Origin of the sequence: Shimia sp. R9_1, assembly GCF_017743775.1 — a bacterium.
In the GTDB taxonomy this organism is placed as follows: domain Bacteria; phylum Pseudomonadota; class Alphaproteobacteria; order Rhodobacterales; family Rhodobacteraceae; genus Shimia.
Window position 1 is genome coordinate 605,946 of sequence record NZ_JAGHRN010000002.1, and the last position, 21,319, is coordinate 627,264.

Annotated in this window: 19 protein-coding genes; 9 read left to right on the top strand and 10 right to left on the bottom strand. The window is 57.8% G+C overall.

What is annotated here, in order from left to right; translation table 11 throughout:
* Nucleotides 1-17: 17 nt before the first annotated feature.
* Nucleotides 18-2,819 (bottom strand): DNA polymerase I, encoded by a 2,802-nt coding sequence (polA, locus tag J7399_RS09225; RefSeq protein WP_209085516.1) that lies wholly within the window; start codon nt 2,817-2,819, stop codon nt 18-20.
* Between the two features lie 140 nt (nt 2,820-2,959).
* Here polA and J7399_RS09230 point away from each other — a divergent pair, with 140 nt between their 5' ends.
* Nucleotides 2,960-4,015, top strand: coding sequence for a saccharopine dehydrogenase (locus J7399_RS09230; RefSeq protein ID WP_209085517.1), 1,056 nt, complete (start codon nt 2,960-2,962; stop codon nt 4,013-4,015).
* Nucleotides 4,016-4,043: 28 nt separating this feature from the next.
* Nucleotides 4,044-5,186, top strand: coding sequence for a saccharopine dehydrogenase C-terminal domain-containing protein (locus J7399_RS09235; protein WP_209085518.1), 1,143 nt, complete (start codon nt 4,044-4,046; stop codon nt 5,184-5,186).
* A 65-nt stretch (nt 5,187-5,251) separates the two neighbouring features.
* On the opposite strand, the gene J7399_RS09240 is transcribed toward J7399_RS09235, so the two are convergent.
* On the bottom strand, nt 5,252-5,845 hold the full coding sequence (locus J7399_RS09240) for an NAD(P)H-dependent oxidoreductase (protein ID WP_209076816.1): 594 nt from the start codon (nt 5,843-5,845) through the stop codon (nt 5,252-5,254).
* A gap of 103 nt (nt 5,846-5,948) precedes the next feature.
* Between J7399_RS09240 and J7399_RS09245 the strand changes: the two genes are divergently transcribed.
* Entirely contained in the window at nt 5,949-6,533 is a 585-nt protein-coding gene (locus J7399_RS09245) for a TetR/AcrR family transcriptional regulator (RefSeq protein ID WP_209076819.1), read from the top strand.
* On the opposite strand, the gene J7399_RS09250 is transcribed toward J7399_RS09245, so the two are convergent.
* The 3 genes from J7399_RS09250 to mutL all read right to left on the bottom strand — a co-directional run bounded on the left by J7399_RS09250 (nt 6,534) and on the right by mutL (nt 10,216).
* A complete protein-coding gene (locus J7399_RS09250) occupies nt 6,534-6,860 on the bottom strand; it encodes a DUF3775 domain-containing protein (RefSeq protein WP_209076823.1) in 327 nt (108 codons plus the stop codon).
* A gap of 111 nt (nt 6,861-6,971) precedes the next feature.
* A complete protein-coding gene (gene rmuC, locus J7399_RS09255; protein ID WP_209085520.1) occupies nt 6,972-8,291 on the bottom strand; it encodes a DNA recombination protein RmuC in 1,320 nt (439 codons plus the stop codon).
* On the bottom strand, nt 8,291-10,216 hold the full coding sequence (gene mutL / locus J7399_RS09260) for a DNA mismatch repair endonuclease MutL (RefSeq protein ID WP_209085522.1): 1,926 nt from the start codon (nt 10,214-10,216) through the stop codon (nt 8,291-8,293). Before mutL ends, rmuC begins: the two co-directional genes overlap by 1 nt.
* Nucleotides 10,217-10,409: 193 nt before the next feature.
* Between mutL and J7399_RS09265 the strand changes: the two genes are divergently transcribed.
* A complete protein-coding gene (locus tag J7399_RS09265) occupies nt 10,410-11,762 on the top strand; it encodes an aminotransferase class III-fold pyridoxal phosphate-dependent enzyme (protein ID WP_209085524.1) in 1,353 nt (450 codons plus the stop codon).
* Nucleotides 11,763-11,827: 65 nt separating this feature from the next.
* Here J7399_RS09265 and J7399_RS09270 read toward each other — a convergent pair whose 3' ends face one another.
* From J7399_RS09270 to J7399_RS09280, 3 genes are all read right to left on the bottom strand, one after another.
* Entirely contained in the window at nt 11,828-13,342 is a 1,515-nt protein-coding gene (locus J7399_RS09270; protein ID WP_209085526.1) for a tripartite tricarboxylate transporter permease, read from the bottom strand.
* A gap of 1 nt (nt 13,343) precedes the next feature.
* Nucleotides 13,344-13,826, bottom strand: coding sequence for a tripartite tricarboxylate transporter TctB family protein (locus tag J7399_RS09275; RefSeq protein WP_209058871.1), 483 nt, complete (start codon nt 13,824-13,826; stop codon nt 13,344-13,346).
* A gap of 78 nt (nt 13,827-13,904) precedes the next feature.
* Nucleotides 13,905-14,891, bottom strand: a complete 987-nt coding sequence (locus J7399_RS09280; protein ID WP_209085528.1) for a tripartite tricarboxylate transporter substrate-binding protein — start codon at nt 14,889-14,891, stop codon at nt 13,905-13,907.
* A 106-nt stretch (nt 14,892-14,997) separates the two neighbouring features.
* Here J7399_RS09280 and J7399_RS09285 point away from each other — a divergent pair, with 106 nt between their 5' ends.
* The 3 genes from J7399_RS09285 to J7399_RS09295 are packed head-to-tail and all read left to right on the top strand — an operon-like array spanning nt 14,998 to nt 18,009.
* The gene (locus J7399_RS09285) at nt 14,998-15,663 is read left to right on the top strand and encodes a response regulator transcription factor (RefSeq protein WP_209058876.1); all 666 of its coding nucleotides are present in this window, start codon (nt 14,998-15,000) and stop codon (nt 15,661-15,663) included.
* A complete protein-coding gene (locus J7399_RS09290; RefSeq protein WP_209085530.1) occupies nt 15,656-17,023 on the top strand; it encodes a sensor histidine kinase in 1,368 nt (455 codons plus the stop codon). Before J7399_RS09285 ends, J7399_RS09290 begins: the two co-directional genes overlap by 8 nt.
* A complete protein-coding gene (locus J7399_RS09295) occupies nt 17,002-18,009 on the top strand; it encodes an ABC transporter substrate-binding protein (protein ID WP_209058888.1) in 1,008 nt (335 codons plus the stop codon). Before J7399_RS09290 ends, J7399_RS09295 begins: the two co-directional genes overlap by 22 nt.
* Here the strand turns inward: J7399_RS09295 and J7399_RS09300 are convergent.
* Together J7399_RS09300 and rbfA are read right to left on the bottom strand one after the other, a co-directional pair.
* Nucleotides 17,999-18,736, bottom strand: coding sequence for a phosphodiester glycosidase family protein (locus tag J7399_RS09300; RefSeq protein ID WP_209060243.1), 738 nt, complete (start codon nt 18,734-18,736; stop codon nt 17,999-18,001). The two genes, J7399_RS09295 and J7399_RS09300, sit on opposite strands and share 11 nt — an antisense overlap.
* The gene (rbfA, locus tag J7399_RS09305; protein ID WP_209085532.1) at nt 18,736-19,161 is read right to left on the bottom strand and encodes a 30S ribosome-binding factor RbfA; all 426 of its coding nucleotides are present in this window, start codon (nt 19,159-19,161) and stop codon (nt 18,736-18,738) included. The genes J7399_RS09300 and rbfA overlap by 1 nt, the downstream gene beginning before the upstream one ends.
* A gap of 98 nt (nt 19,162-19,259) precedes the next feature.
* On the opposite strand from rbfA, the gene dapB reads away from it, so the two are divergent.
* Complete coding sequence (gene dapB / locus J7399_RS09310; protein WP_209085534.1) at nt 19,260-20,069, top strand: 4-hydroxy-tetrahydrodipicolinate reductase; 810 nt, start codon at nt 19,260-19,262, stop codon at nt 20,067-20,069.
* A 294-nt stretch (nt 20,070-20,363) separates the two neighbouring features.
* On the top strand, nt 20,364-21,314 hold the full coding sequence (locus tag J7399_RS09315; RefSeq protein WP_209086091.1) for an ABC transporter substrate-binding protein: 951 nt from the start codon (nt 20,364-20,366) through the stop codon (nt 21,312-21,314).
* Nucleotides 21,315-21,319 lie beyond the last annotated feature (5 nt).

Below are 21,319 nucleotides of genomic sequence, written 5' to 3' on the forward strand. Positions count from 1 at the left end.
TGGCAGAGCAAAGGCGCTTAATGCGCTTCAGCCCAATTGGTTCCCCGTCCCGCATCTACGATGAGCGGCACATCCAGTTTGATTGCGGGTTCGGTTGCGTTTTGCATGACCTCACGTGCCACAGCAATGGTTTCGTCAACCGCGCTATCGTCCACTTCAAAGATCAGTTCGTCATGCACCTGCAATAGCATTTTTGCGGGCAGGTCTTGGATCGCAGCGGGCATACGGATCATCGCACGACGTATGATATCGGCGGCGGTGCCTTGGATCGGCGCATTGATTGCAGCGCGATAGGCAAAGCTCGCCCGCGGGCCCTTTGCGTTGATTTCAGGCGTGTGGATTTTGCGGCCAAATAGCGTCTGCACATAGCCGTGGGTTTTGGCAAACTCTTTGGTCTCATCCATATAGGAGCGAATGCCCGGGAAGCGTTCAAAATAACGGTTGATGAAATCCTGTGCCTCGCCACGCGGGATGCGCAGGTTGCGAGCCAGGCCGAAGCCTGAGATGCCATAGATCACGCCAAAGTTAATGGCCTTGGCGCGGCTACGCACCTCGCTGGTCATCTCTTCCATCGGCACGCCAAAGACCTCCGACGCGGTCATGGCGTGAATGTCGAGCCCCTCCCGGAAGGCGGTTTTGAGCGCATCGATTTTTGCGATATGCGCGAGGAGGCGCAGCTCCACCTGAGAGTAGTCGAGCGAGATCAGGGTTTTGCCCTCTTCGGCCACAAAGGCTTCGCGGATGCGGCGGCCTTCCTCAGTGCGGATGGGGATATTCTGCAGGTTGGGATCGGAAGAGGCGAGACGCCCGGTGTTGGCTCCAGTCTGCACATAAGAGGTGTGCACACGACCTGTGTCCGCGTTGATGTGTTCCTGAAGTGCGTCGGTGTAGGTCGACTTCAACTTGCTGAGCTGGCGCCAATCGAGCACGAGGCCCGGCATGGCGTGTTCCGTCGCGAGATCTTCGAGCACGTCAGCCCCGGTTGCATAAGCACCGGTTTTACCCTTCTTGCCGCCGGGCAATTCCATTTCATCAAATAGGATCTCACCGAGCTGTTTTGGGCTGCCAACGTTGAAGCTGCGCCCTGCGAGCTCATGGATTTCGGCCTCAAGCCCAGCCATCTTCTGAGCAAAGGCATTGGACATGCGGCTTAGCGTGTCGCGATCCACCTTGACGCCATGCCGTTCCATTTGTGCAAGCACAGGCACCAAAGGACGCTCCAGCGTCTCGTATACACTTGTGACTTGTCGCTGGTGCAGCTTGGGTTTGAAGAGTTTCCACAGGCGCAACGTGATGTCGGCGTCTTCTGCGGCGTATTTAACGGCATCTTCAATCGCGACCTTGTCAAAAGTGATCGCGCTTTTGCCGGTGCCAAGCAGGGATTTGATCGAGATCGGCTGATGACTGAGATAGCGCTCACTCAGTGCGTCCATACCGTGGTTGTGCTCGCCAGCATGCAGCGCATAGCTGAGCAGCATGGTGTCATCAATCGGGGCGACTGCGATGTTGTAGTTGGCGAAAACTTTGCAGTCGTATTTGGCGTTCTGGAAGATTTTCAGAACAGACTCGTCTTCGAGCACGGGTTTAAGCGCATCGAGCACCTCATTGAGAGGCATTTGCCCTTCTTGCGGCTCATCGCCACCAAAGAGATCATCGGTGGCCCCCTTTTTGTGACCCACAGGGATGTAGCAGGCCTCGCCCGGCTCGACGGAAAGGCAGATGCCCGCGAGCGCCGCGACCATTTCATCCAGAGAATTGGTTTCCGTGTCCACAGCGACATAGCCGCGTTTCATGATCGCTGCGATCCAGCGATCCAGCGCTTCACGATCCCGGACCCATTCGTATTTTTCCGCATCAAAGGGTACATCTTCGGCGCTGTCTTCGACAGTAGCGGTCCCCGATGCTGTCGGTTCCGGCAAAACAGGTGCTTCGACGCCGAGCTTATCTGCTGCGCGTTTCATAAGGGTGCGCAGTTCCATATCTGCAAGGAAGCTCAGCAGCGTTTCAGGCTCGGCATCCTGCACTTCCAGATCATCGAGTGTGAAATCAAGTGCCATGTCGCAATCTAGTTGCACGAGCCTTTTAGACAGTTCGATCTGGTCGCGTTTCTCGATCAGGGTCTGGCGGCGTTTGGGCTGTTTGATCTCTTCAGCGCGGTCCAGCAGCTCCTCAAGAGAGCCATATTCATTGATCAGCAGAGCGGCGGTTTTGATGCCGATGCCGGGCGCGCCAGGGACGTTGTCGACACTGTCACCCGCAAGCGCCTGCACATCCACAACCCGTTCGGGGCCGACGCCGAATTTCTCATGCACGCCGTCGCGATCGATGCGTTTGTTTTTCATCGCGTCGAGCATTTCGACGCCATCTCCCACCAGCTGCATCAGATCTTTGTCAGAGCTGATGATGGTGCAACGGCCACCGGCTTCGCGAGCCTGACAAGCCAAGGTGGCGATGATGTCATCGGCTTCAAAGCCTTCGATCTCTTTGCAGGCAATATTGAACGCGCGTGTGGCATCACGGGTCAGCGGGAACTGTGGCACCAGATCTTCGGGCGCAGGGGGACGGTTGGCTTTGTACTGATCATAAAGATCATTGCGGAAGCTCTTGCCGGAATAGTCAAAGATCACCGCCACATGGGTGGGGGCGTCGGGGCCGGAATTGTCTTCGATGTAGCGCTGCAGCATGTTGCAGAAGCCGGAGACCGCGCCGATGGGCAGGCCGTCTGATTTGCGGGTGAGCGGCGGCAGGGCGTGATAGGCCCGGAAAATGAAAGCCGATCCATCAATCAGGTGCAGGTGACAGCCCTTGCCAAAACTCATCGCGCGTTCCTCTGTTTGCTTGGCCCTGTTGTGCCACGCAGCCCTCCGCACCGCCACCCGGAAATTGCGGGATCTGACCCGCCTCTTGTCATTGGCGCAGTGGGCTGATCTATGGAAGCGCGACTATCAGGGGAGCCGAGATGACACATCTTTGGATACGGGCCGAACAACGGCCGAATGAGGAACGGGTCGGGCTGACGCCGGACGGGGCAAAAGCTCTGATCGAAAAAGGCATCCGTGTGACTGTCGAGGAAAGCTCAGTTCGTGCGATCGGGATTGAGGGTTACAAAGCCGCAGGCTGCGAGTTTGCCGCGGAGAACAGCTGGCCTGAGGCCCCCAAGGACGCCATTATCTTCGGGCTTAAAGAGTTGCCAGAAGACGGCACGCCTTTGCCGCATCGCCACATCATGTTTGGTCATGCTTTCAAAGGACAGCACTCTGGTGTTGCGCTGCTCAAGCGCTTTAAGGCTGGTGGCGGCACTTTGTATGACCTCGAATATCTGGTGGATGAGGCCGGGCGGCGCGTGGCAGCCTTTGGCTATTGGGCGGGCTATGCCGGTGCGGCTGTGACGCTCAAAAGCTGGGCGGCGCAGCAGCGGGGCGAGGTTTGCGGGGCGGTTGGGGTTTATGGCGGCAAAGAGGCGTTGCTGGCAGATCTTGGCGCGGAGCTGGATGCGCTGGAAGCGGCGCGCCCCTCTGCGATTGTGATCGGCGCGTTGGGCCGTGTGGGCACCGGGGCGGCGGATCTGCTTACGGCGATGGGCTGTGCGGTGACCAAATGGGATATGGCGGAGACCGCCTCTGGTGGGCCGTTCCCGGAAATTCTGGCGCATGATCTGTTTCTGAACTGTATTTTTGCGCGGCCCGGCACCCCTGTGTTTGTGCCGCAGGACGCGCTGGGCGCGGCGCGGCAGTTGACGGCGATTGGCGATGTAGCCTGTGATCCGGACAGTGATTACAACCCTGTGCCAGTCTATAATCGGGCGACCACTTGGGAGGCGCCTGCACTGCGTGTTGCAGACAACCCGGTTTTAGATGTGATGGCGATTGATAATCTGCCCTCCATGTTGCCGGTGGAAAGCTCAGAAGATTACGCGGCGCAGTTGCTTGAGACCTTGATGACATTGGATGATCTGGGCGGTGGCGTGTGGACCCGCGCGGAAGCTGATTTCATCACGCATTCCAAAGATTTGTGAAGAAAAGACCTTTGAGGGGAGAAGAGAGATGACCATTCATTGGTGTGGCACCGGCCTGTCGGCCATTCCCGGCCTGCGCCGCCTGATTGAAGCAGGGCGTGAGGTGACTGTGTGGAACCGGACGGTGGAAAAAGCGCAGGAGGCGGTGGGCGATCTGACCCAGGATATCCGCGCGTTTGATATTGAAGTGCTGGGTGGCGTTCTAGCCAAAGGCGATGTGGTGGTGTCTATGTTGCCGGGCGACTGGCACGTGCAGCTGGCGGAGCTGTGCATTTCCAAGGAAGCGCATTTTGTGAGTTCGTCTTACATTGCACCAGAAATGAAAGCGCTGGACGCCAAGGCCAAGGCGGCCGGTGTTGCCTGTGTGAATGAGGTGGGGCTCGATCCCGGGATTGACCACCTGATGGCGCATGCGCTGGTGGCGGATTACCGCGCTTCTGAGGCGTTTGATGCCGACAACACCCTGAGCTTCATCAGCTACTGCGGTGGTGTGCCCAAACATGCTAACCCGTTCCGCTACAAATTCAGCTGGTCGCCGCTGGGTGTGTTGAAGGCGCTGCGTTCACCGTCGCGCTCGATCCGTGATGGGCAGCCGTTTGATGTGAACCGTCCGTGGGATGCGATTTCGAGCTATGAGGCGCCGCTGGCGACTCCGGAGAGCTTTGAGGTGTATCCGAACCGCGACAGCATTCCGTTTATGGAAGACTATAAGTTTGATCCGGATTGGAATGTGAAAGAGTTTGTGCGCGGCACGCTGCGCTTGAATGGCTGGGCGGAGGCCTGGGGCGATGTATTCCGCGAGATCGAGACCCTGAGCGGGCCGGAAGGCGATGCGCGTCTGAAAGAGATGTCCGATCAGTTCTGGGCCGAGAATGCCTATGACGAAGGGGAGCCTGATCGGGTGATCCTTTGTGTGGGGCTGAAGGCGGAGAAAGACGGCGCGGAGGTTTATCACAAGACCTATGCGATGGATGCCTGGGGTGATGAACGCGGCACAGCTATGGCGCGGCTTGTGTCTATTCCGGTGTCGCTGGCGATTGAGTCTGTTCTGGAGGGGGCCATTGCGCCGGGCGTGCATGCAGCGCCGTCAGAGCCTGCGCTGTTTGAGAGCTGGCTGGGCCACATCGGCACTTTGGCGCAGCATATGGAAGTCGTCGATCACACGGCGTGATGCTGTCTGATTGAGATTGCGGCGGGCCTGAGGGGAGCACTCTCAGGCCCGTTTGCTTTGTGCGGTCAGGCCGCCTTTGCGCCGATTTTGGCAGCGCGTTTGATCCATTTGTCTGCGACACCGGCCTTGGGGTGGCTGGCGCCGGTGAATTGCGTGACTTTGACCGGTTTGATGCCGACAAACTCCAGAATCTGCTGCTGGATCTGCACAATCAAGGCGTTGCGATAAAACAGGCGGAAGAACCAGCCCGGCGTGTCCGAGAGCAGGAGCACGCGGCCGGTGCGGCCGGTGAGCAGGGGGGCGGGCAGGCCGAGTTTTGTGGTGTTGCGCGTGTCGAAGGTGCGGCCCGGCAGGAAGGCGCGGTCAAACACCCCTTTGAGTTTGGCAGGCAGCCCGCCCCACCACATCGGCGTAGCCACCACCACATGTTCGGCCCATTCGATGTCTTGCAGGAGGGTTTCCAGATCCGCCTCCAGCGGCTTTTGGTTCACATAGCCGCCAAAGCCGTAATCCGGATCAAACTCCAGATCATGCAGGTTGGTGAGGCGCACCTCGTGGCCGGCGGTTTTAGCGGCGGTTGCGTAGGATTGTGCCACGGCGCCTGTCAGCGAGGCTTTGGCCGGGTGGCCGTTCAATATGAAAATACGTTTCCGGGTCATGGTGATTCTCCTCAATATTGACCGTGGTCATATTTAATGTGTGCAAAACTGACTGCGGTCAATTAAAATTTGACCCCAGTCAGTTTTCGTGCCAGAAAGCCGCATGAGCAGAGCTGTCCAATCCCGCACCCTGAAAACCCGCGCCAAGCTGTTGGCGGCGGCAACTGATATCATTTCAGAGGGGGGCTATGAGGCCATGCGGGTGGAGGAGGTGGTGCTGCGCGCCGGCGTGGCCAAGGGCACGTTTTTTGCGCATTTCAAAGACAAAGACGCCTTGATGGATCAGTTGATCGGCGCGGAGATTGACCGGCATCTGGATCAGCTGGAAGCACTTGCGCCGCCCAATTCGATTGCCGAGATGGTGGATGCGCTTATGCCGCTGACCGCGTTCATGAGCTGTGAACGCTATGTGTTTGATGTGATCCTGCGCCACTCCGGTGCGGCGGCCAACAGTGAGATTGGCGCGATTGCCAGAACATTTGGCCGCCATGCGGAAGTTGTGGCGCACTGGCTCAGGGACCGCCCGTTTCGCAAAGATATCTCCGTGGAGCTACAGGCAGAGGGAGTTCAGGCCTTTGCCATTCAGGCGGTGTCACTGGTGTTTTGTGCGCTGCACAGTGCAACCGCACCTCGGGCGCGGTTGGAAACTTATCTGGAGGCGTGGTTGAAGCCGCAAGCGTCGGTGTGATCAGCCGCGCCGGATCAGATCGTCTTCTTCTGCGCTGAGCGAGAGGCCGAGCTCTTCCATGCCGTTTTCCAGGTGATCGGACACATGTGGCGAGCCGAGCAGGTAATCTGCGGTTGGCACGGTCTTTTCGCTCTTGGCGGTCATGATGGCCTCTTCGAGATCTTCGGCGGAAAAACTGTCCCGGCCGATCCACATCACCGCCACAAGGCTGGCCTGTTCGTCTTCGTTCAAACGGTCGATAAAAGCGCGCAATTCTCCTTCGGCGCGATCAAGCTCGCGCGACATCAGAACCACTTGCGCCACTTTCCAGGCTGAAATTTCAAGCATTTTGCGTCTCCTAACGTGTTGTCAGAAGAATGCGCATACGAAGGGCGTGAGTCTTTGATATGGCGCAAAGTCGTCTTTTCTGGCGGCACCAAGGGCTGGGGGGCAACAGGCTTAGGGATCGGCCTTGGTCAGCGGCAACACTTTGGTGTCCTCGGTCTGGGCCAGTTCTTCAAAGTCGAAATTGTCCAGCCGACGTGCGCGGCGTCCGGCTTTGTCAGCGCTGATCTTGATTTCGCTGATGTCCTTGGCAGCCTGGCCGAAGTGACGATCCAGATTTTCCACCCGCGTGCCCAGTCGATCAACATCGGCATAGAGCATCCCAAGCTCTTTGCGGATCGCACCGGCCTGTTCGCGCATACGGGCGTCTTTGAGGATCGCACGCATGGTGTTGAGCGTGGCCATGCAGGTGGTGGGCGAGACAATCCAGACGCGCGCTGTGAACCCTTCATGCACAAGCTCAGGGAATTTGGCGTGCAACTCTGCGTAAATCGCTTCGCTGGGCAGAAACATCAGCGCCCCATCTGCGGTTTCCCCCTCAAGGATGTATTTTTCCGAAATATCCTTGATGTGTTTGCGCACCGACGTCTTGAACAGCTGGATGCCGGCTTTGAGCTCTGCCTCAGTTTCTGAGCGCAGCATGGCCTCATAGGCTTCCAACGGGAATTTGCTGTCGATCACGATTGGGCCCGGCGGGTTGGGCAGATGGATCAAACAGTCGGCGCGCTTACCATTTGAGAGCGTATGTTGCAGCGCGTAGCTGTCGCTGGGCAGGGCTTTGGAAACGATGTCGTTCAGCTGGATTTCACCAAAGGCGCCGCGGGTCTGTTTGTTGGAGAGAATGTCCTGCAGGCTGAGCACGTCACCAGACAGGCGGGTGATGTTTTCCTGCGCCTTGTCGATGGTTTGCAGCCGTTCCTGAAGCTGGGTCAACGATGTGGCGGTCTGTTTGGCGTTGCCCATGAGGGAGGTGTTGAGCTTCTCCTGCATGTCGTTGAGCGCGGTGCCGGTGCGCATCTGCATGTTGGAGAGGTTTTCCTGCAGTTGCAGCTGTTGGGCGGCCAGCGTATCTGACATTTTCTGCTGCATGGAGGCGAGGTTTTCGCCAGTGCTGCGCTGCACTTTGGCGAGGTTCTCGTGCATGTTGACCTGCACTTCGCCAAGGCGTTGTTCCATCAGCGTGGCGATCTGGCTTTGTGATTGGGCCTGTGCGCGCAGACCGCCATCAAGCTGGGCCTGACCGGTGGCGAGCTGATCCACGCGTTGCGCCATCTGGCCCATATGCTGGGCGATGAAGGCCTCTGTCTGGGCAGCGCGGTTCTGTGCTGTGTTGCGCAGGAGCACAAACAGCAGCACCAGGGCAAAGCCCATGCCGCCCAGAAGATAGAGCAGTGCGGTGTCAGAGTTGGCAAGCAAAGTGGTCAGTTCGGTCATCATGTTCGTCCAAACAGCCGCTCGATGTCGGCCAGTTTCAATTCCACATAGGTGGGGCGCCCGTGGTTGCATTGGCCGGAGTGCGGCGTGGCTTCCATTTCGCGCAAGAGGGCATTCATTTCTTCGGCGCGCATGCGGCGGCCTGAGCGGATTGAGCCGTGACAGGCGACGCGGCTGAGGATGGCTTCCAGCTTGGCCTGCACCAACATGGTTTCGCCGTCTTCGTCCAGCTCGTCCAAGATGTCGAGCACCATTGCGCGCGCGTTGACTTCACCCAGCAGCGCCGGGGTTTCGCGAACCGCCACCGCGCCGCCACCGAAGGCCTCTATGGTGAGGCCAAGCTTGGACAAAGGCTCCGACACGGCCAAAATGCGGGCACAGTCGACCTCGGAAAGCTCGATGATCTCGGGGATCAGCAGGGCCTGCGCGGCGACGCCGTTTTCCGCCATCTGGCGTTTGAGTTTTTCATAGACCAGACGTTCGTGTGCGGCGTGTTGATCGACAATCACCATGCCGGTTTCGGTCTGGGCCACGATGTAGTTCTCATGGACTTGCGCGCGGGCTGCACCCAAGGGCAGGCCCTCGGCGGGGCCCTCCTGTGGAGTGTCGAGCGCCTCTGTGGGCTCTACACGTGCGCTGTAGGATTCGCTGAGTTCAGCAAAGCCCGGTTCCTGAACCACAGGTGCTTGTGGAAAGGGCGCTTGAGCTTGGTAGGCGGCGGTGCGTGCGCCAAGCGAGGGGCGGTCCATCTGGTAGATGCGGGCTGGGCCTGAGGCAGACGCCTGTGGGGTTGCGCCAAGCGCGCCCATTGGTTCAGGACGGAAGGCGCCAAGGGTTGCGCCCGCCACGGTGGTGGAGGCGCGGTGGCCCGCTTCGGCCAAAGCATGACGCAGGCTGGAGACAATCAGCCCGCGGGCCATTCCGGGATCGCGAAAGCGGACTTCGGATTTGGCGGGGTGGACGTTCACATCCACCAGATGCGGGTCGCAGTCGATGAACAGCGCAGCGGCGGGGTGACGATCCCGGCTGAGATAGTCAAAATAGGCCCCACGCAACGCACCAACCAGCAGCTTGTCCTTCACAGGGCGACCATTCACAAAGAGATATTGCGCCACCGCAGAGCCGCGCGAATAGGTCGGCAAGGCGGCATAGCCAATGAGGCGCAGGCCTTCGCGCTCTGCATCAATCTTGAGCGCGTTTTCGGCAAACTCCTTGCCCAGAATCCGCGCCAGTCGGCCATGCAGCGCGTCAAAGAGGTCTCCGCTTTCAGCCTCAGCGCGGAAAGAGATGCGCCCTTCGCCGCCGCTGCTGACGTCGCGCAGGGTGAAGCCGATAAACGGCTCTGCCATGGCAAGACGTTTCACCACATCGGTGATCGCCTGTGCCTCAGCGCGATCGCTGCGCATGAATTTAAGGCGGGCAGGCGTGGCATAAAACAGATCGCGCAGCTCAACGATGGTACCGCTTGAGAGCGCGGCTGGCTTGACGGGCCCCATGGCTCCGCCTTCCACCGCAATACTGGCCGCTGGGGCGCGGCCCACGCGGCTGGTGATGGTCAGGCGTCCAACCGCCCCAAGCGAGGGCAGGGCCTCGCCGCGAAAGCCAAAGGTGTGAATATCCAAGAGGTCACTGCCGTCGATCTTGGAGGTGGCATGGCGTGACAGCGCCAGCGGCAGTTGCGCCTCAGTGATGCCGCAGCCGTCATCGGTGATGCGGATCAGGGTTTTGCCGCCATCTGCATAGGCAATTTCGATGCGGGTGGCGCCCGCATCAATGGCGTTTTCCACCAGCTCTTTCACCGCAGAGGCGGGGCGTTCGACCACTTCGCCAGCCGCAATACGATTGATCGCAGCGTCATCCAATTGGCGGATCACGGGCTGCGTAGGGGCGTTTTCGGGGCTTATGTTGGGGTTATCCACACGCATACGACGAAATCTAGCATGTTCTTGTTTGATTCTACCACCGGGATTGCAGGTTTTGGCATGTCGGTTTTACACTGGGAAAATCTGTTGAGATGTCGCTCTCTTACTGGACACTCCCAGACCGTGGTTTCATAATTTGATCAAATTATTGAATCGACGCACAGGACACAGCTGTGCCACCAACGGGAGCATCACCATGAAAGACGACAACTTTCTGAAAGAGAACAACGCCCGCCATCTCTGGCATCCGATGGGCGCACCGGGGGACATGCAGAATCACGCCCCCAAAATCATCAAGAGCGCCGAGGGAGTGAACATCACCGATCTGGAAGGGCATTCCACGGTGGATGCTGTGGGTGGTCTGTGGTGTGTGAACCTCGGCTATTCCAACGATGTGGTGAAAGAGGCGATTGCCAAGCAGCTTTATGATTTGCCGTATTATTCGGCCTTTGCGGGCACCTCCAATCCGGCGGCAATTGAAGCCTCATATGCGGTGCGCGAATTCTTTGACGCGGATGGCATGACGCGGGTGTTTTTCACATCCGGTGGTTCAGACAGTGTGGAGACCGCCCTGCGTCTCGCGCGGCAGTATCACCGCCTGCGCGGCGAGCCGACCCGGACCAAATTCCTATCGCTGAAAAAAGGCTACCACGGCACGCATTTTGGCGGTGCGTCGGTGAACGGCAACAACCGATTCCGCATCAACTATGAGCCGCTGCTGCCCGGCTGTTTCCACCTGCCGAGTCCTTACACCTATCGCAATCCGTTCAATGAAACTGACCCTGCGCAGCTTGCGCAGAACATCGCAGCGGCCTTTGAGGATGAGATCGCCTTTCAAGGGGCCAACACCATTGCCGCCTTTATCATGGAGCCGATCCAGGGCGCGGGTGGTGTGATTGTGCCGGATGCGAGCTTTATGGGCCTGATGCGCGAGATTTGTGACCGCCACGGCATCCTGTTGATTTCTGATGAGGTGATCACCGGTTTTGGCCGCACCGGCGACTGGTCTGGTGCGCGCCATTGGGGGGTGCAGCCGGATATGATGACCACGGCCAAGGGGATCACATCGGGCTATTTCCCTGTGGGGGCCTGTCTGGTGGGTGACAAGGTTGCCGATGTGTTTGAGAAAGACGAAAGCGGCGAGGCCGGGATTTTCCACGGTTATACCTATTCGGCGCATCCTGTTGGCTCTGCGGCGGTGGTGGCCTGTCTGGCGGAAACCACGCGGCTGGATCTGAAAACCAATGCCGCTGCCCGGGGCACGCAGCTTTATGAGGGCGTCAAGAAGCTGGCGGAGAAACATGACATCATCGGTGATATCCGTGGCGGGCATGGTTTGATGACGGGCATCGAGCTGGTTTCTGACAACGCGACAAAAACGGCGATGGATATGGCGACCATGAAGAAAATTCACGAGGTCACCTATCAGGCCGGGGCGATGGTGCGAATGGGGATGCACAATATCCTGATGTCACCGCCGCTGACCATTTCGGAGGCGGAGGTCGACACAATCCTGTCGGCGCTGGATACGGGCTTCTCCGCTGCGTAACGTGTCAAAAAACAATAAAGGCCGCCGAAGTTCCCGGCGGCCTTTTTCATTGGGCTGAGTATGGATCAATCCCCGTCTGCGACCCCTTCGGCCCGCAAGCGCGCGCGACGGGCGCGGTAGCTTGGCAGCACCACCAGCAGCGCGGCAATCACCAAGAGGCCAAGTGTCATCGGGCGTTCCCAGATGAAAGCAATGCCATCATAGAGCTGCATTGAGCGGGCGAAGTTGTCTTCCAGCATGCCCCCAAGGATGAACCCGATCAGCAGTGGGGCAAGCGGATAATCCGCGAAGCGCAGCGCGGTGGCGCAAACCCCAAAGCCTACAAGGATCAGAAGCTCGGTGGCGTTGTTCTGCCCGATATAGGCCCCCATTAAGGTAAAGAACAAAATGAAGGGTATCAGGTAGTTGCGCGGTACCGAGAGGACCTTGGCGATATAGGGGATCAGGGGCAGGTTCAGGATCAGAAGCACCAGATTGCCAATGAACATCGACATGATCACCGCCCAAAACACCTGCGGCTCATCTATCATGAGACGCGGGCCGGGCGTGACGTTGAGCGCGATCAGAGCTCCGAGCAGAATTGCCGTGGTGCCTGAGCCGGGAATGCCCAGTGTCAGAAGCGGCACAAATGAGCCGGTGCAGGCCGCATTGTTGGCGGTTTCCGGCGCGGCCAGTCCTTTGATGGCGCCTTTGCCGAATTGCTCTTGCTCTTCTTCGGGAGCGATGTTGCGCTCCACCGCGTAGCCGAGGAAGCTCGCGATGGTGGCACCTGCGCCAGGCAGAACGCCGATAAAGAAGCCCTGTATTGATTGACGCCCAATCACAGGCGTGATGGCTTTGGCTTCGTCGCGTGATATGCGTAGGTCTTTGATCTCACCCTCGCCGCCCTCTTTGGCTACGCGGGGTTTGAGCACCAGGAACAGAGCTTCGGGCAATGCAAACATCGCCATGGCCAGCGTGATGAAGCCAAAGCCCGATTGCAGATCCATGATGCCCATGGTGAAGCGCGGCATGTTGAAGAGGGCACCTTCGCCCACGGTGGCCATCATCAGGCCGAGCACGGTCATCATCAGCGCTTTGGCGACCTGACCAGTGCCTGCGAAAGCCGCGATGGCAGAGAGGCCGACCACCATCAGGGCGAAATACTCCGCAGAGTGGAAGAGCAGCGCGACAGACGACAGCATGGGGGCAAAGATCATCAGCAGCAGCGCACCAATGGTGCCGCCCGCAAAGCTCGCGATGGCGGCGATGGTCAGCGCCTTGCCCGCCTTGCCTTGCTTGGCCATGGGGTAGCCATCGAAACTTGAGGCAACTGTGCCCGCGACCCCCGGCGCGTTCAGCAGGATAGAGGAGGTCGAGCCGCCGAAGATGGCACCGTAGTAGACGCCCGCAAGCAGGATCAGCGCAGCGGATGGGTCGCCCATCGAGATGGCAACGGGGATCATGATGGCGATGATCGACATGGGGCCAAGGCCCGGCAACATGCCGATGAAGGTGCCGATCAGGCAGCCGCCAATGACCATCAGGAGGTTTTGTAGAGAGAAAGCCGTTTGCAGGCCAATCAGAAGTCCTTCAAGCATGTCAGCCTCCGATAAAGCCCGGCAGCGGGCGCATGTAGATGCCAAGCACTTCTTGGACGAGATACCAGACGATTAGGGTAGCGATGGCCGCGACAGGCACCATGATGTGCCATTTGCGTTCGCCGAGAATGAAAGAACCCAAAATCAGAAAACCGCTCGTGGACAGGATAAACCCTGCAGGGCGCAGCAACAGCGCATAGGCCACCATCAGCGCGAGCAGAATAATTGCCTGGCCGAGTTTATACTCATGCAGGCGGCGGTAATCGATGTCCGCCTCTTTGGCTTCACTTTTTTCAAAGCCCAAGAGGATAATGGACGAGGCGATGATGCCAAAGATGGACAGCAGTTTTGGGAACGTGCTGGGCCAAATGGGGTTGCGTCTCATGAACGGCGCAAGACTGCCATCCATCGTGAACCATGCGGCGTAGCCGTAGATCAGGCAAATGCCGAGCAGGATCAGTGCGATCCAACGATCAAGAGCCATTCAGCCCTCCTGCATCTTTTGATGAAAGGAAGGCAGAGCGGCTGACCGCTCTGCCCTATGTAACGTGAAGAGTTGACCTTAGAGGAAGCCGAGCTTCTTCATCAGATCGCCAATGACTTTCTCCTGCTCCTCAAGGAAGCTTTGGAAATCTGCGCCATTGTTGTGAATGTTGACCCAGCCGTTGCGGGCGCGAACGTCTTCCCACTCGTTGGTGTCATACATCTTGCCGATGGCGTCTTGGTACATCGCGAGCTTGTCTTCTGGCAGGCCGGGTGCTGCGAAGAAGCCGCGCCAGTTCACGAAGGAGGTGTCGATGCCTTGCTCTTTCATGGTTTTGGCATCCGGGGCCGCCGAAACACGGTCATCAGAGGTCACGCCGATGATTTTGACTTCGCCCGCGTTGGACAGATCAACCGCTTCAGAGAAACCGGTGGAAAGTGCCGCGATTTCGCCAGACAGCAGCGCCGCCATGGCCTTGCCGCCTGCGTCATAAGGAATGTATTTCACTCCCAGCGCGTCTTTGCCTGCTGCTTCCATCACCATGGCGGCGACCAGGTGGTCCATGCCACCCGGCACAGAGCCGCCGCCAATCGCGGTTGCGGATGGGTCCGCGTCAAAAGCCGCCAGCAGGTCGTCCATGGAGTTGATGGGGCTATCTTTGCCCACAACGATGGCGGCATAGTCGCCAATGGTTCCCGCAACGAGGGTCAGATCACGGAAGTTGTGTGGGAACACGCCGGTCAGTGAGCGGATCACGATTGGGGTCGAGTTGACCATCAGGGTGCCGTGGTTGCTGTCGGCGTTTTCAATCAGGTAGCCGATGGCTTTGCCACCGCCGCCGCCCGACATGTTTTCATAAGATGCGTTGCCGACGATGCCCGCTTTGGTAAGCGCTTCGCCCGTGCCGCGCGCGGTGCCATCCCAGCCGCCACCGGCGCCGCCGGGGATCAGAAAGTGGATGCTGTCCACAACTTTGTGCCCGTCTGCGAGTGCAGGACCGGCAAATGCCATTGCGGCGACAGCCGTCGCCATCAGGGCGCGACGGCCCATGTCAAATTTCAACATATTTTCCTCCCAATTTGACAACTGTCCGAAAGCTGGCTCAGTTGGGGCAACTCAAACATTGCAACCTGTCACAAACCTGTCATGGGCGAAGAAAGGCCGATCCCCGATGAAGTTCCTGTTGGTCGAAGACAACCACGATTTGGCCAATGCTGTTTGCGCGCGTCTTCAGATGGATGGTCATGTCGTTGATCATGCGGATAAAATTGCGGATGCATCGGCTTTTGTGGACACCGGCGACTATGATCTCATTCTGCTGGACATTATGTTGCCAGATGGCGATGGCCGCGCCTTTCTCAAGCAGCACCGCGCGGGAAAAAATGACACGCCGGTCATTGTTCTAACAGCGCGGTCGCAAGTGAGTGATCGAATCAGCATGCTGGATTTGGGCGCGGATGACTACATGACCAAACCCTTTGATCATGAAGAGCTGCAAGCTCGATGCCGTGCGGTTTTGCGGCGGAATGCCGGTCACGCGCAGCCGTCGGTTCAGCTTGGCGATGTGATGCTTGATCCTGTCGCTGGGCAGCTCAAGGTCGGAACGAAAGTGGTCACCCTGCGTAATAGAGAGCTGCGCTTGTTGGAGTTGCTGATCAACGCCCCTGGGCAGATATTTTCAAAAGCGAAACTCGCTGACAGGCTGTTTTCCTATGACGAAGACGTCTCCGAAAATGCTATAGAGGTCTATATCGGGCGTCTGAGGCGGCATTTGGAGCCCTCCAGTTTGCAAATTACAACCTTACGTGGCCTCGGATATCGGCTCGACCATGCGTGAGGCGGCAAATGTCTCGGGCTCCTTGCGAGCGAGACTTGCGTTGACTCTGATTGGGGGCGCAGCGGGCTTGGCTGTCCTCCTCTTTCTGGTCGTGCGCAGTTATGCTGCGCAGATCGCTCAACAGGGGCAAGATCGTATCCTGGAAGCTTCCGTAACCTCGATTTTGGATGCAGCGGTTCTGCGCGACGGGTTGGTTGAGGTGGACTTCCCCTATGCTGCTTTTTCCATTCTCAGCACAGATCAGGACGACCGCGTTTTTTATGCCATCCATCAAGATGGCACATTGCTTTCCGGTTATGACACCTTGCCTCAAGCTGAGCAGACCATTGGCGCAGATGTTGTCCATGTGTCCGGGGATATGCGCGGTTCAGATGTTCGGATCGCTTCAGCGTCGCGCACATTGGTTGGCGCAGATGCACGCACGCTGGTGACAGTCGCCGTCGCACAAACCCAAGAAGCGTTGCAGGTGACGCTTAATCGGATTTCGTTGAACGTCGCTTATTTCGGGGCAGGGTTCTTTGTTCTGTCGGTCCTTGTCGCCTCTTGGGCAACCTCGACAACCATTCGCCCGCTGGAACGCCTGACCAACTCCATCACCCGGCGCGGTCCCAAAGATCTGACACCAGTTGCGCAGCCTGTGCCTTTGGAAATGGGACCATTGGTGTCTTCGCTCAACAATTTTATGGCGCGTTTGAGTGCGTCTCTTTCGCAGTCGGAGGACTTCATCGCCGAAGCGGCCCATCGGGTGCGCACTCCTTTGGCCACTGTCCGCAGCCACGCAGAAACGACATTGCAAAGGGTGGAGCGAGAAGAGAACCGGCAAGCGCTGCGATCGATGGTGCGCGCGATTGATGAAAGCTCCCGGGCGGCGGGGCAGTTGCTGGATCATGCAATGATAACCTTTCGGGCAGACCATCTTGAGCGTGAAAGCCTGGATCTTGTGGCCTTGGTTCAGGATTTGGTGATCCGGTTGACCCCAATCGCTGAAATGAAAGACATCGCTTTGACGGTGGAGAGCGATCCTGAGGTCATGGTCGCTGCGGATTCCATCCTGCTTCAAAATGCGCTGCGCAATCTTGTGGACAACGCTTTGAAGTATTCGCCGGTCGAGAGTGAAATTATCATCGAAGTGAAATCCGCGCCTCAGCCTCATGTACAGGTCATGGATGAAGGGCCAGGCTTTCCGCCGGATCAAATCGATCGGCTTGCGACGCGGTTTTTGCGCGGCGACAATGCGACGGGGACAATTGGCTCAGGTTTGGGCCTGACCATCGCTCAAGATGTTGCAGAAGCTCATGGTGGAGACTTGCAACTCGAAAATCGGTCTGAGGGGGGCGCATGCGTTACATTTACTGTTTGATACTGTGCTTCTGCCCAATGTTGGTTGGTGCGCAGACTTGGGAGGATCGCAGTGTTTTTGGCGCTTCGAATCCCGCGCGCACCCTGCGCGTTCTGTCGAGTACGGATACTTCGTTCTTTGCGCCGATCATTGAGTCCTTTCTGCAAAGACAGCCGGGATTGGCGGTCGAGTATTTTGTGATTAGTACCGCGCAAATTGATGAGATTTTTCGGGCGGAACCCTCAGAGTATGACGTGGTTATATCCAGTGCGATGGACCTGCAGCTGAAGCTCGTGAATGATGGCTACGGTCTTCCCATCGCCAATCTGAGTGTGCCGGATTGGGCCCAATGGCGCGACAGCCTGTATGCCTTCACCTCTGAGCCTGCGACGGTTGTCGTAAACCGTTCGGCTTTCCCGAATGGCGACGTTCCAAGGACGCGGCAGGAGTTGATCCAGGCTTTGCGCGCGCGCCCGGAGTTGTTTGACGGGCGGGTGGGCACCTATGACGTGAGGTTGTCCGGGCTCGGATATCTCTTTGCGACACAGGATGCGCGCGCGTCCGAGAGCTTCTGGCGACTTATGGAGGTCATAGGAGGGCTGAATGCAAAGCTCTATTGCTGCTCTGGTGAGATGATCGAGGACTTGGAAACAGGCAAACTGCTGGTCGCCTATAATGTGCTGGGGAGCTACGTCGACGCGCGCGAAACCGTTTCAGACCAGCTTGAGGTCATACTGCCATCAGATTTTCCAACAACCATGATGCGCACGGCTTTTGTGCATGTAGATACCATGCTTCGCGGAGATGCAGAGGCTTTTGTGCGGCATCTGGTCAATGTCCAATCCGCTCTCCCGTCGCCAGAAACTTTTCCGCTTCCACGTCTTACCTCGAACACGGATGCATCCGGACAATCGGCGATAACGCTTGAGCCTGCCTTGATGACATATCTTGATCCGCTCAAGCGGCGCACATTCATCAAAGAATGGAGCGACGCCGTTATTCAGTAGCGGCTGGCGCAGTTACGCCGACGATAGGTCCCATCCAGAAACCCGTATCAGAACGATCAAGCTGGGGTGCGTGTAGGCGGCTGATTTTGCCGTCAAAATAGAGCGCATTGGGCGTTTTTAGCACGTCTCTAAAAAACCGCCCGAACTCATGAAATGTGACGGCAGTGTTCGAGATCGCAAAATATGCAGTCTTGCCATCGGCGCTCGTGCCGACGCCATTACGCAGAAACTTTGAGGTGCTGTCTTTCAAAAAACGAGGGTGCAGCGCGCCATCGATCACCAGCATCGGCCCTGATTGCGTGGCATCACGGCAGTGTGGTTTTTGCGACGCAAACGTGAGCGTTTCATAAACCTTTGCGGAGTTCTCGGTGATGCAGAAAACGCCGTTTGGGAGAAGCCCGAAGTTGCCAACGCTCGCCCCTGTTAACAGGCGCATCTCTTCATTCTGGTCTTGAACGTAGTGGCCTACAGGGCTGCGATCCGCATGATACATGCCTGCATTCATGGCAAACGCGAGGGTTTTTCCTTCGTCCAGCGCGCGCTCTACCGCGCGAAATTGGCCAAGGATCGTGCCTTCATCGTCGCGCAGGAACAGCCTGAGATCATCTTGAGTGGCATCAACAGTGCAAACTGTGATGCCCTTGCCCTCAAAGCTGGTGTCTTCGCAGGTCACGGCACCAACCCATTGGGGCAGTGCGATGATTGCGAGACAGAGCCAGTGCCGGATCACGAGGTTGCGCCATCCTCTTCGCTGTCAGGCTTTGCCACGTCAGCCTGTACACGGTCTTCAGAGAGCATCCGTCGTGTTGCATCCATCTGGTCAAATGTGGTGTCGATCCGGAACCGCAGATCTGGAGCATGCTTGAGCTTGGCCTTACGGCCGATGATGCGGCGCAGCTCGCCTTTGTGACTGGCGAGAATGCTGATCGCTTCTTCTTGTTTGTCACCGCCAAGAGGCAGGACAAAAGCTGTCGCAATGGAGAGGTCAGGTGTTACCCGAACTTCGCCAACCGTGATCGAGAGACGGCTGAGGTCGGGGTCGTGCAGCTCATCGCGCATCAAGACCTCCGACAATGTGCGTCGGATCACTTCGCCAACACGCAGCTGGCGCTGGGAGGGGCCGCGGCCCTCAGAAAATGTGTTCTTTGCCATGGCTCCCCACTTAGGCGTTCTCTGCCCCTTTGCCAAGCTGGATTGCTTTATGTAAGCAGGGGCGGCGCCGATCCACCGGCCCACAAATGGAGAACGTTATGCAAGATCTGCCCGGAATCGTCATCACTGGAGCCTCTGGCCGTATGGGACAGATGCTGATCAAGACGGTTTGTGAGAGCGATAAGGCAAAGCTGGTCGGTGCTGTGGAGCGCAGTGGACATGAATGGGTCGGGCGTGATGTTGGTGAAGCCATGGGAGGCGCACCACTTGGCGTTACAGTGACCGATCAGCCTCTGGACGCCTTTGCACAGGCGCAGGCAGTGATTGATTTCACAGCGCCGGCAGCGACGATTGAGTTCGCGAAATTGGCCGCGCAGGCACGTGCTGTGCATGTGATTGGCACCACCGGCATGACGGATGGGGATATTGCACAACTGGAGCCTTGTGGCCGCCATGCAGTGATTGTGCGGGCCGGAAATATGAGCCTTGGTGTCAATCTGTTGACTCGTCTGACGCAAAAGGTGGCGGCAGCGCTGGATGAGGATTTTGATATCGAAATCATTGAGGCGCACCACCATCACAAAGTGGATGCGCCAAGCGGCACCGCCCTGATGCTTGGCGAAGCGGCCGCCGAAGGACGCGGCGTTGCGCTAGCAGATGTGGCCGACCGTGGTCGCGATGGCATCACAGGTGCCCGCAAACGCGGCGATATTGGCTTCACAGCTATTCGTGGCGGAGACATCGTGGGTGAGCATGATGTATTGTTCGCCGCTGCAGGTGAACGGATCGTGCTGCGCCATCTCGCGACGGATCGGGCGATCTTCGCCCGCGGTGCGCTCAAAGCGGCGATCTGGGGACAAGGTCAAAAGCCCGGTGAATACGATATGATGGACGTGTTGGGCCTCTGATAAAGTCGGGCGATTCTGAGATTTTGCCTTATTAAATCAGAGTGTCTTGCCCTGAACGTCGCTCAAATTGTCAAAGCGCCTTACCGGTGCTCAAAATATGTGTCTTGAAAATAAACATATAATTCAGCGTTCTACCGCCGATTTTTTGAGCGTTGGTCACACCACACGGTGATGTAAACTGAACGGGCGTATTTTTTGTTGGCAGATCGGTGTTGCTGTGTTTTTATGCCGGCAGTCAAAAAATTAAATGACCATTTAAAAAACGACGACAGGGAGATGACGATGAAGACGACAATGAAGGCTGGATTGTCCGCGCTGGCCATAACTGCAGTGGCGATGTCCGCACAGGCAGCAGAGCTGGGCGCGACTGGTGAGCCAATCAAGCTGGCCATCAACGAATGGACCGGCCAGCACGTGACCACCCATGTCGCCGGTGAGATGCTCAAAGCCGCAGGTTACGACGTTGAATATGTTACCGCGGGTATGATGAACCAATTTCAGGCGATTGCCGATGGCGACATCCATGCGACCCTCGAAATCTGGTCCTCCAACGTGTCTGACCAATATGCTGTGCTGAAAGGCGAAGGCAAATTGGAAGAGCTGTCTGATCTCGGCCTGAATGCGCGCGAAGGCATCGCCTATCCCGCACACGTCGCAGACCTTTGCCCCGGCCTGCCAGCATGGGAAGCGCTAAAGGATTGCGCGATCAACTTCGCAACCGCGGAAACGCTGCCAGCCGGCCGCCTTGTAGATTACCCTGCTGATTGGGGCACACCGGGTGCAGACCGCATGACCGGTCTCGACCTGCCATTTAAGGCCGTACCAGCGGGTTCTGAAGGCGCGCTGATTGCCGAATTGCGTGCCTCTACCGAGAAGAAATCTCCGCTGTTGATCACCTTCTGGCAGCCGCACTGGGCAATGTCTGCCTATGATGTGAAATTTGTGGATCTGCCAGCGGGCGAAGATGCGTGTTTCACCGATCCGGCATGGGGTCCAAACCCCAACGCCATCAACGACTGTGATTTCTCCGCCAGCCGTATCTTCAAGGCGGGTTGGCCGGGCCTGAAAGACAAATGGCCTGCCGCGCACGAAATCCTCGTGAACTATCAGCTGGCTGTCGAAGATCAGCAGCCAATGATGGGGGCCGTAGATGTGGACGGCCAGTCTGTTGAAGAAGTTGTTGCCGCTTGGATGGGTGCAAACGAAGAAAAGTGGAAGTCGGTTGTCGACGCCGCAATCAAGTAAGCCTT

Bases quoted from the DNA above. Each gene is read 5' to 3' on its own strand.
- J7399_RS09240 (WP_209076816.1), bottom strand. From the start codon at position 5,845: ATGACCCGGAAACGTATTTTCATATTGAACGGCCACCCGGCCAAAGCC.
- mutL (WP_209085522.1), bottom strand. From the start codon at position 10,216: ATGCGTGTGGATAACCCCAACATAAGCCCCGAAAACGCCCCTACGCAG.
- J7399_RS09270 (WP_209085526.1), bottom strand. From the start codon at position 13,342: ATGCTTGAAGGACTTCTGATTGGCCTGCAAACGGCTTTCTCTCTACAA.
- J7399_RS09285 (WP_209058876.1), top strand. From the start codon at position 14,998: ATGAAGTTCCTGTTGGTCGAAGACAACCACGATTTGGCCAATGCTGTT.
- rbfA (WP_209085532.1), bottom strand. From the start codon at position 19,161: ATGGCAAAGAACACATTTTCTGAGGGCCGCGGCCCCTCCCAGCGCCAG.
- rmuC (WP_209085520.1), bottom strand. From the start codon at position 8,291: ATGACCGAACTGACCACTTTGCTTGCCAACTCTGACACCGCACTGCTC.
- J7399_RS09235 (WP_209085518.1), top strand. From the start codon at position 4,044: ATGACCATTCATTGGTGTGGCACCGGCCTGTCGGCCATTCCCGGCCTG.
- J7399_RS09275 (WP_209058871.1), bottom strand. From the start codon at position 13,826: ATGGCTCTTGATCGTTGGATCGCACTGATCCTGCTCGGCATTTGCCTG.
- J7399_RS09230 (WP_209085517.1), top strand. From the start codon at position 2,960: ATGACACATCTTTGGATACGGGCCGAACAACGGCCGAATGAGGAACGG.
- J7399_RS09265 (WP_209085524.1), top strand. From the start codon at position 10,410: ATGAAAGACGACAACTTTCTGAAAGAGAACAACGCCCGCCATCTCTGG.
- J7399_RS09250 (WP_209076823.1), bottom strand. From the start codon at position 6,860: ATGCTTGAAATTTCAGCCTGGAAAGTGGCGCAAGTGGTTCTGATGTCG.
- J7399_RS09290 (WP_209085530.1), top strand. From the start codon at position 15,656: ATGCGTGAGGCGGCAAATGTCTCGGGCTCCTTGCGAGCGAGACTTGCG.
- J7399_RS09280 (WP_209085528.1), bottom strand. From the start codon at position 14,891: ATGTTGAAATTTGACATGGGCCGTCGCGCCCTGATGGCGACGGCTGTC.
- J7399_RS09295 (WP_209058888.1), top strand. From the start codon at position 17,002: ATGCGTTACATTTACTGTTTGATACTGTGCTTCTGCCCAATGTTGGTT.
- J7399_RS09245 (WP_209076819.1), top strand. From the start codon at position 5,949: ATGAGCAGAGCTGTCCAATCCCGCACCCTGAAAACCCGCGCCAAGCTG.
- polA (WP_209085516.1), bottom strand. From the start codon at position 2,819: ATGAGTTTTGGCAAGGGCTGTCACCTGCACCTGATTGATGGATCGGCT.
- dapB (WP_209085534.1), top strand. From the start codon at position 19,260: ATGCAAGATCTGCCCGGAATCGTCATCACTGGAGCCTCTGGCCGTATG.
- J7399_RS09315 (WP_209086091.1), top strand. From the start codon at position 20,364: ATGAAGGCTGGATTGTCCGCGCTGGCCATAACTGCAGTGGCGATGTCC.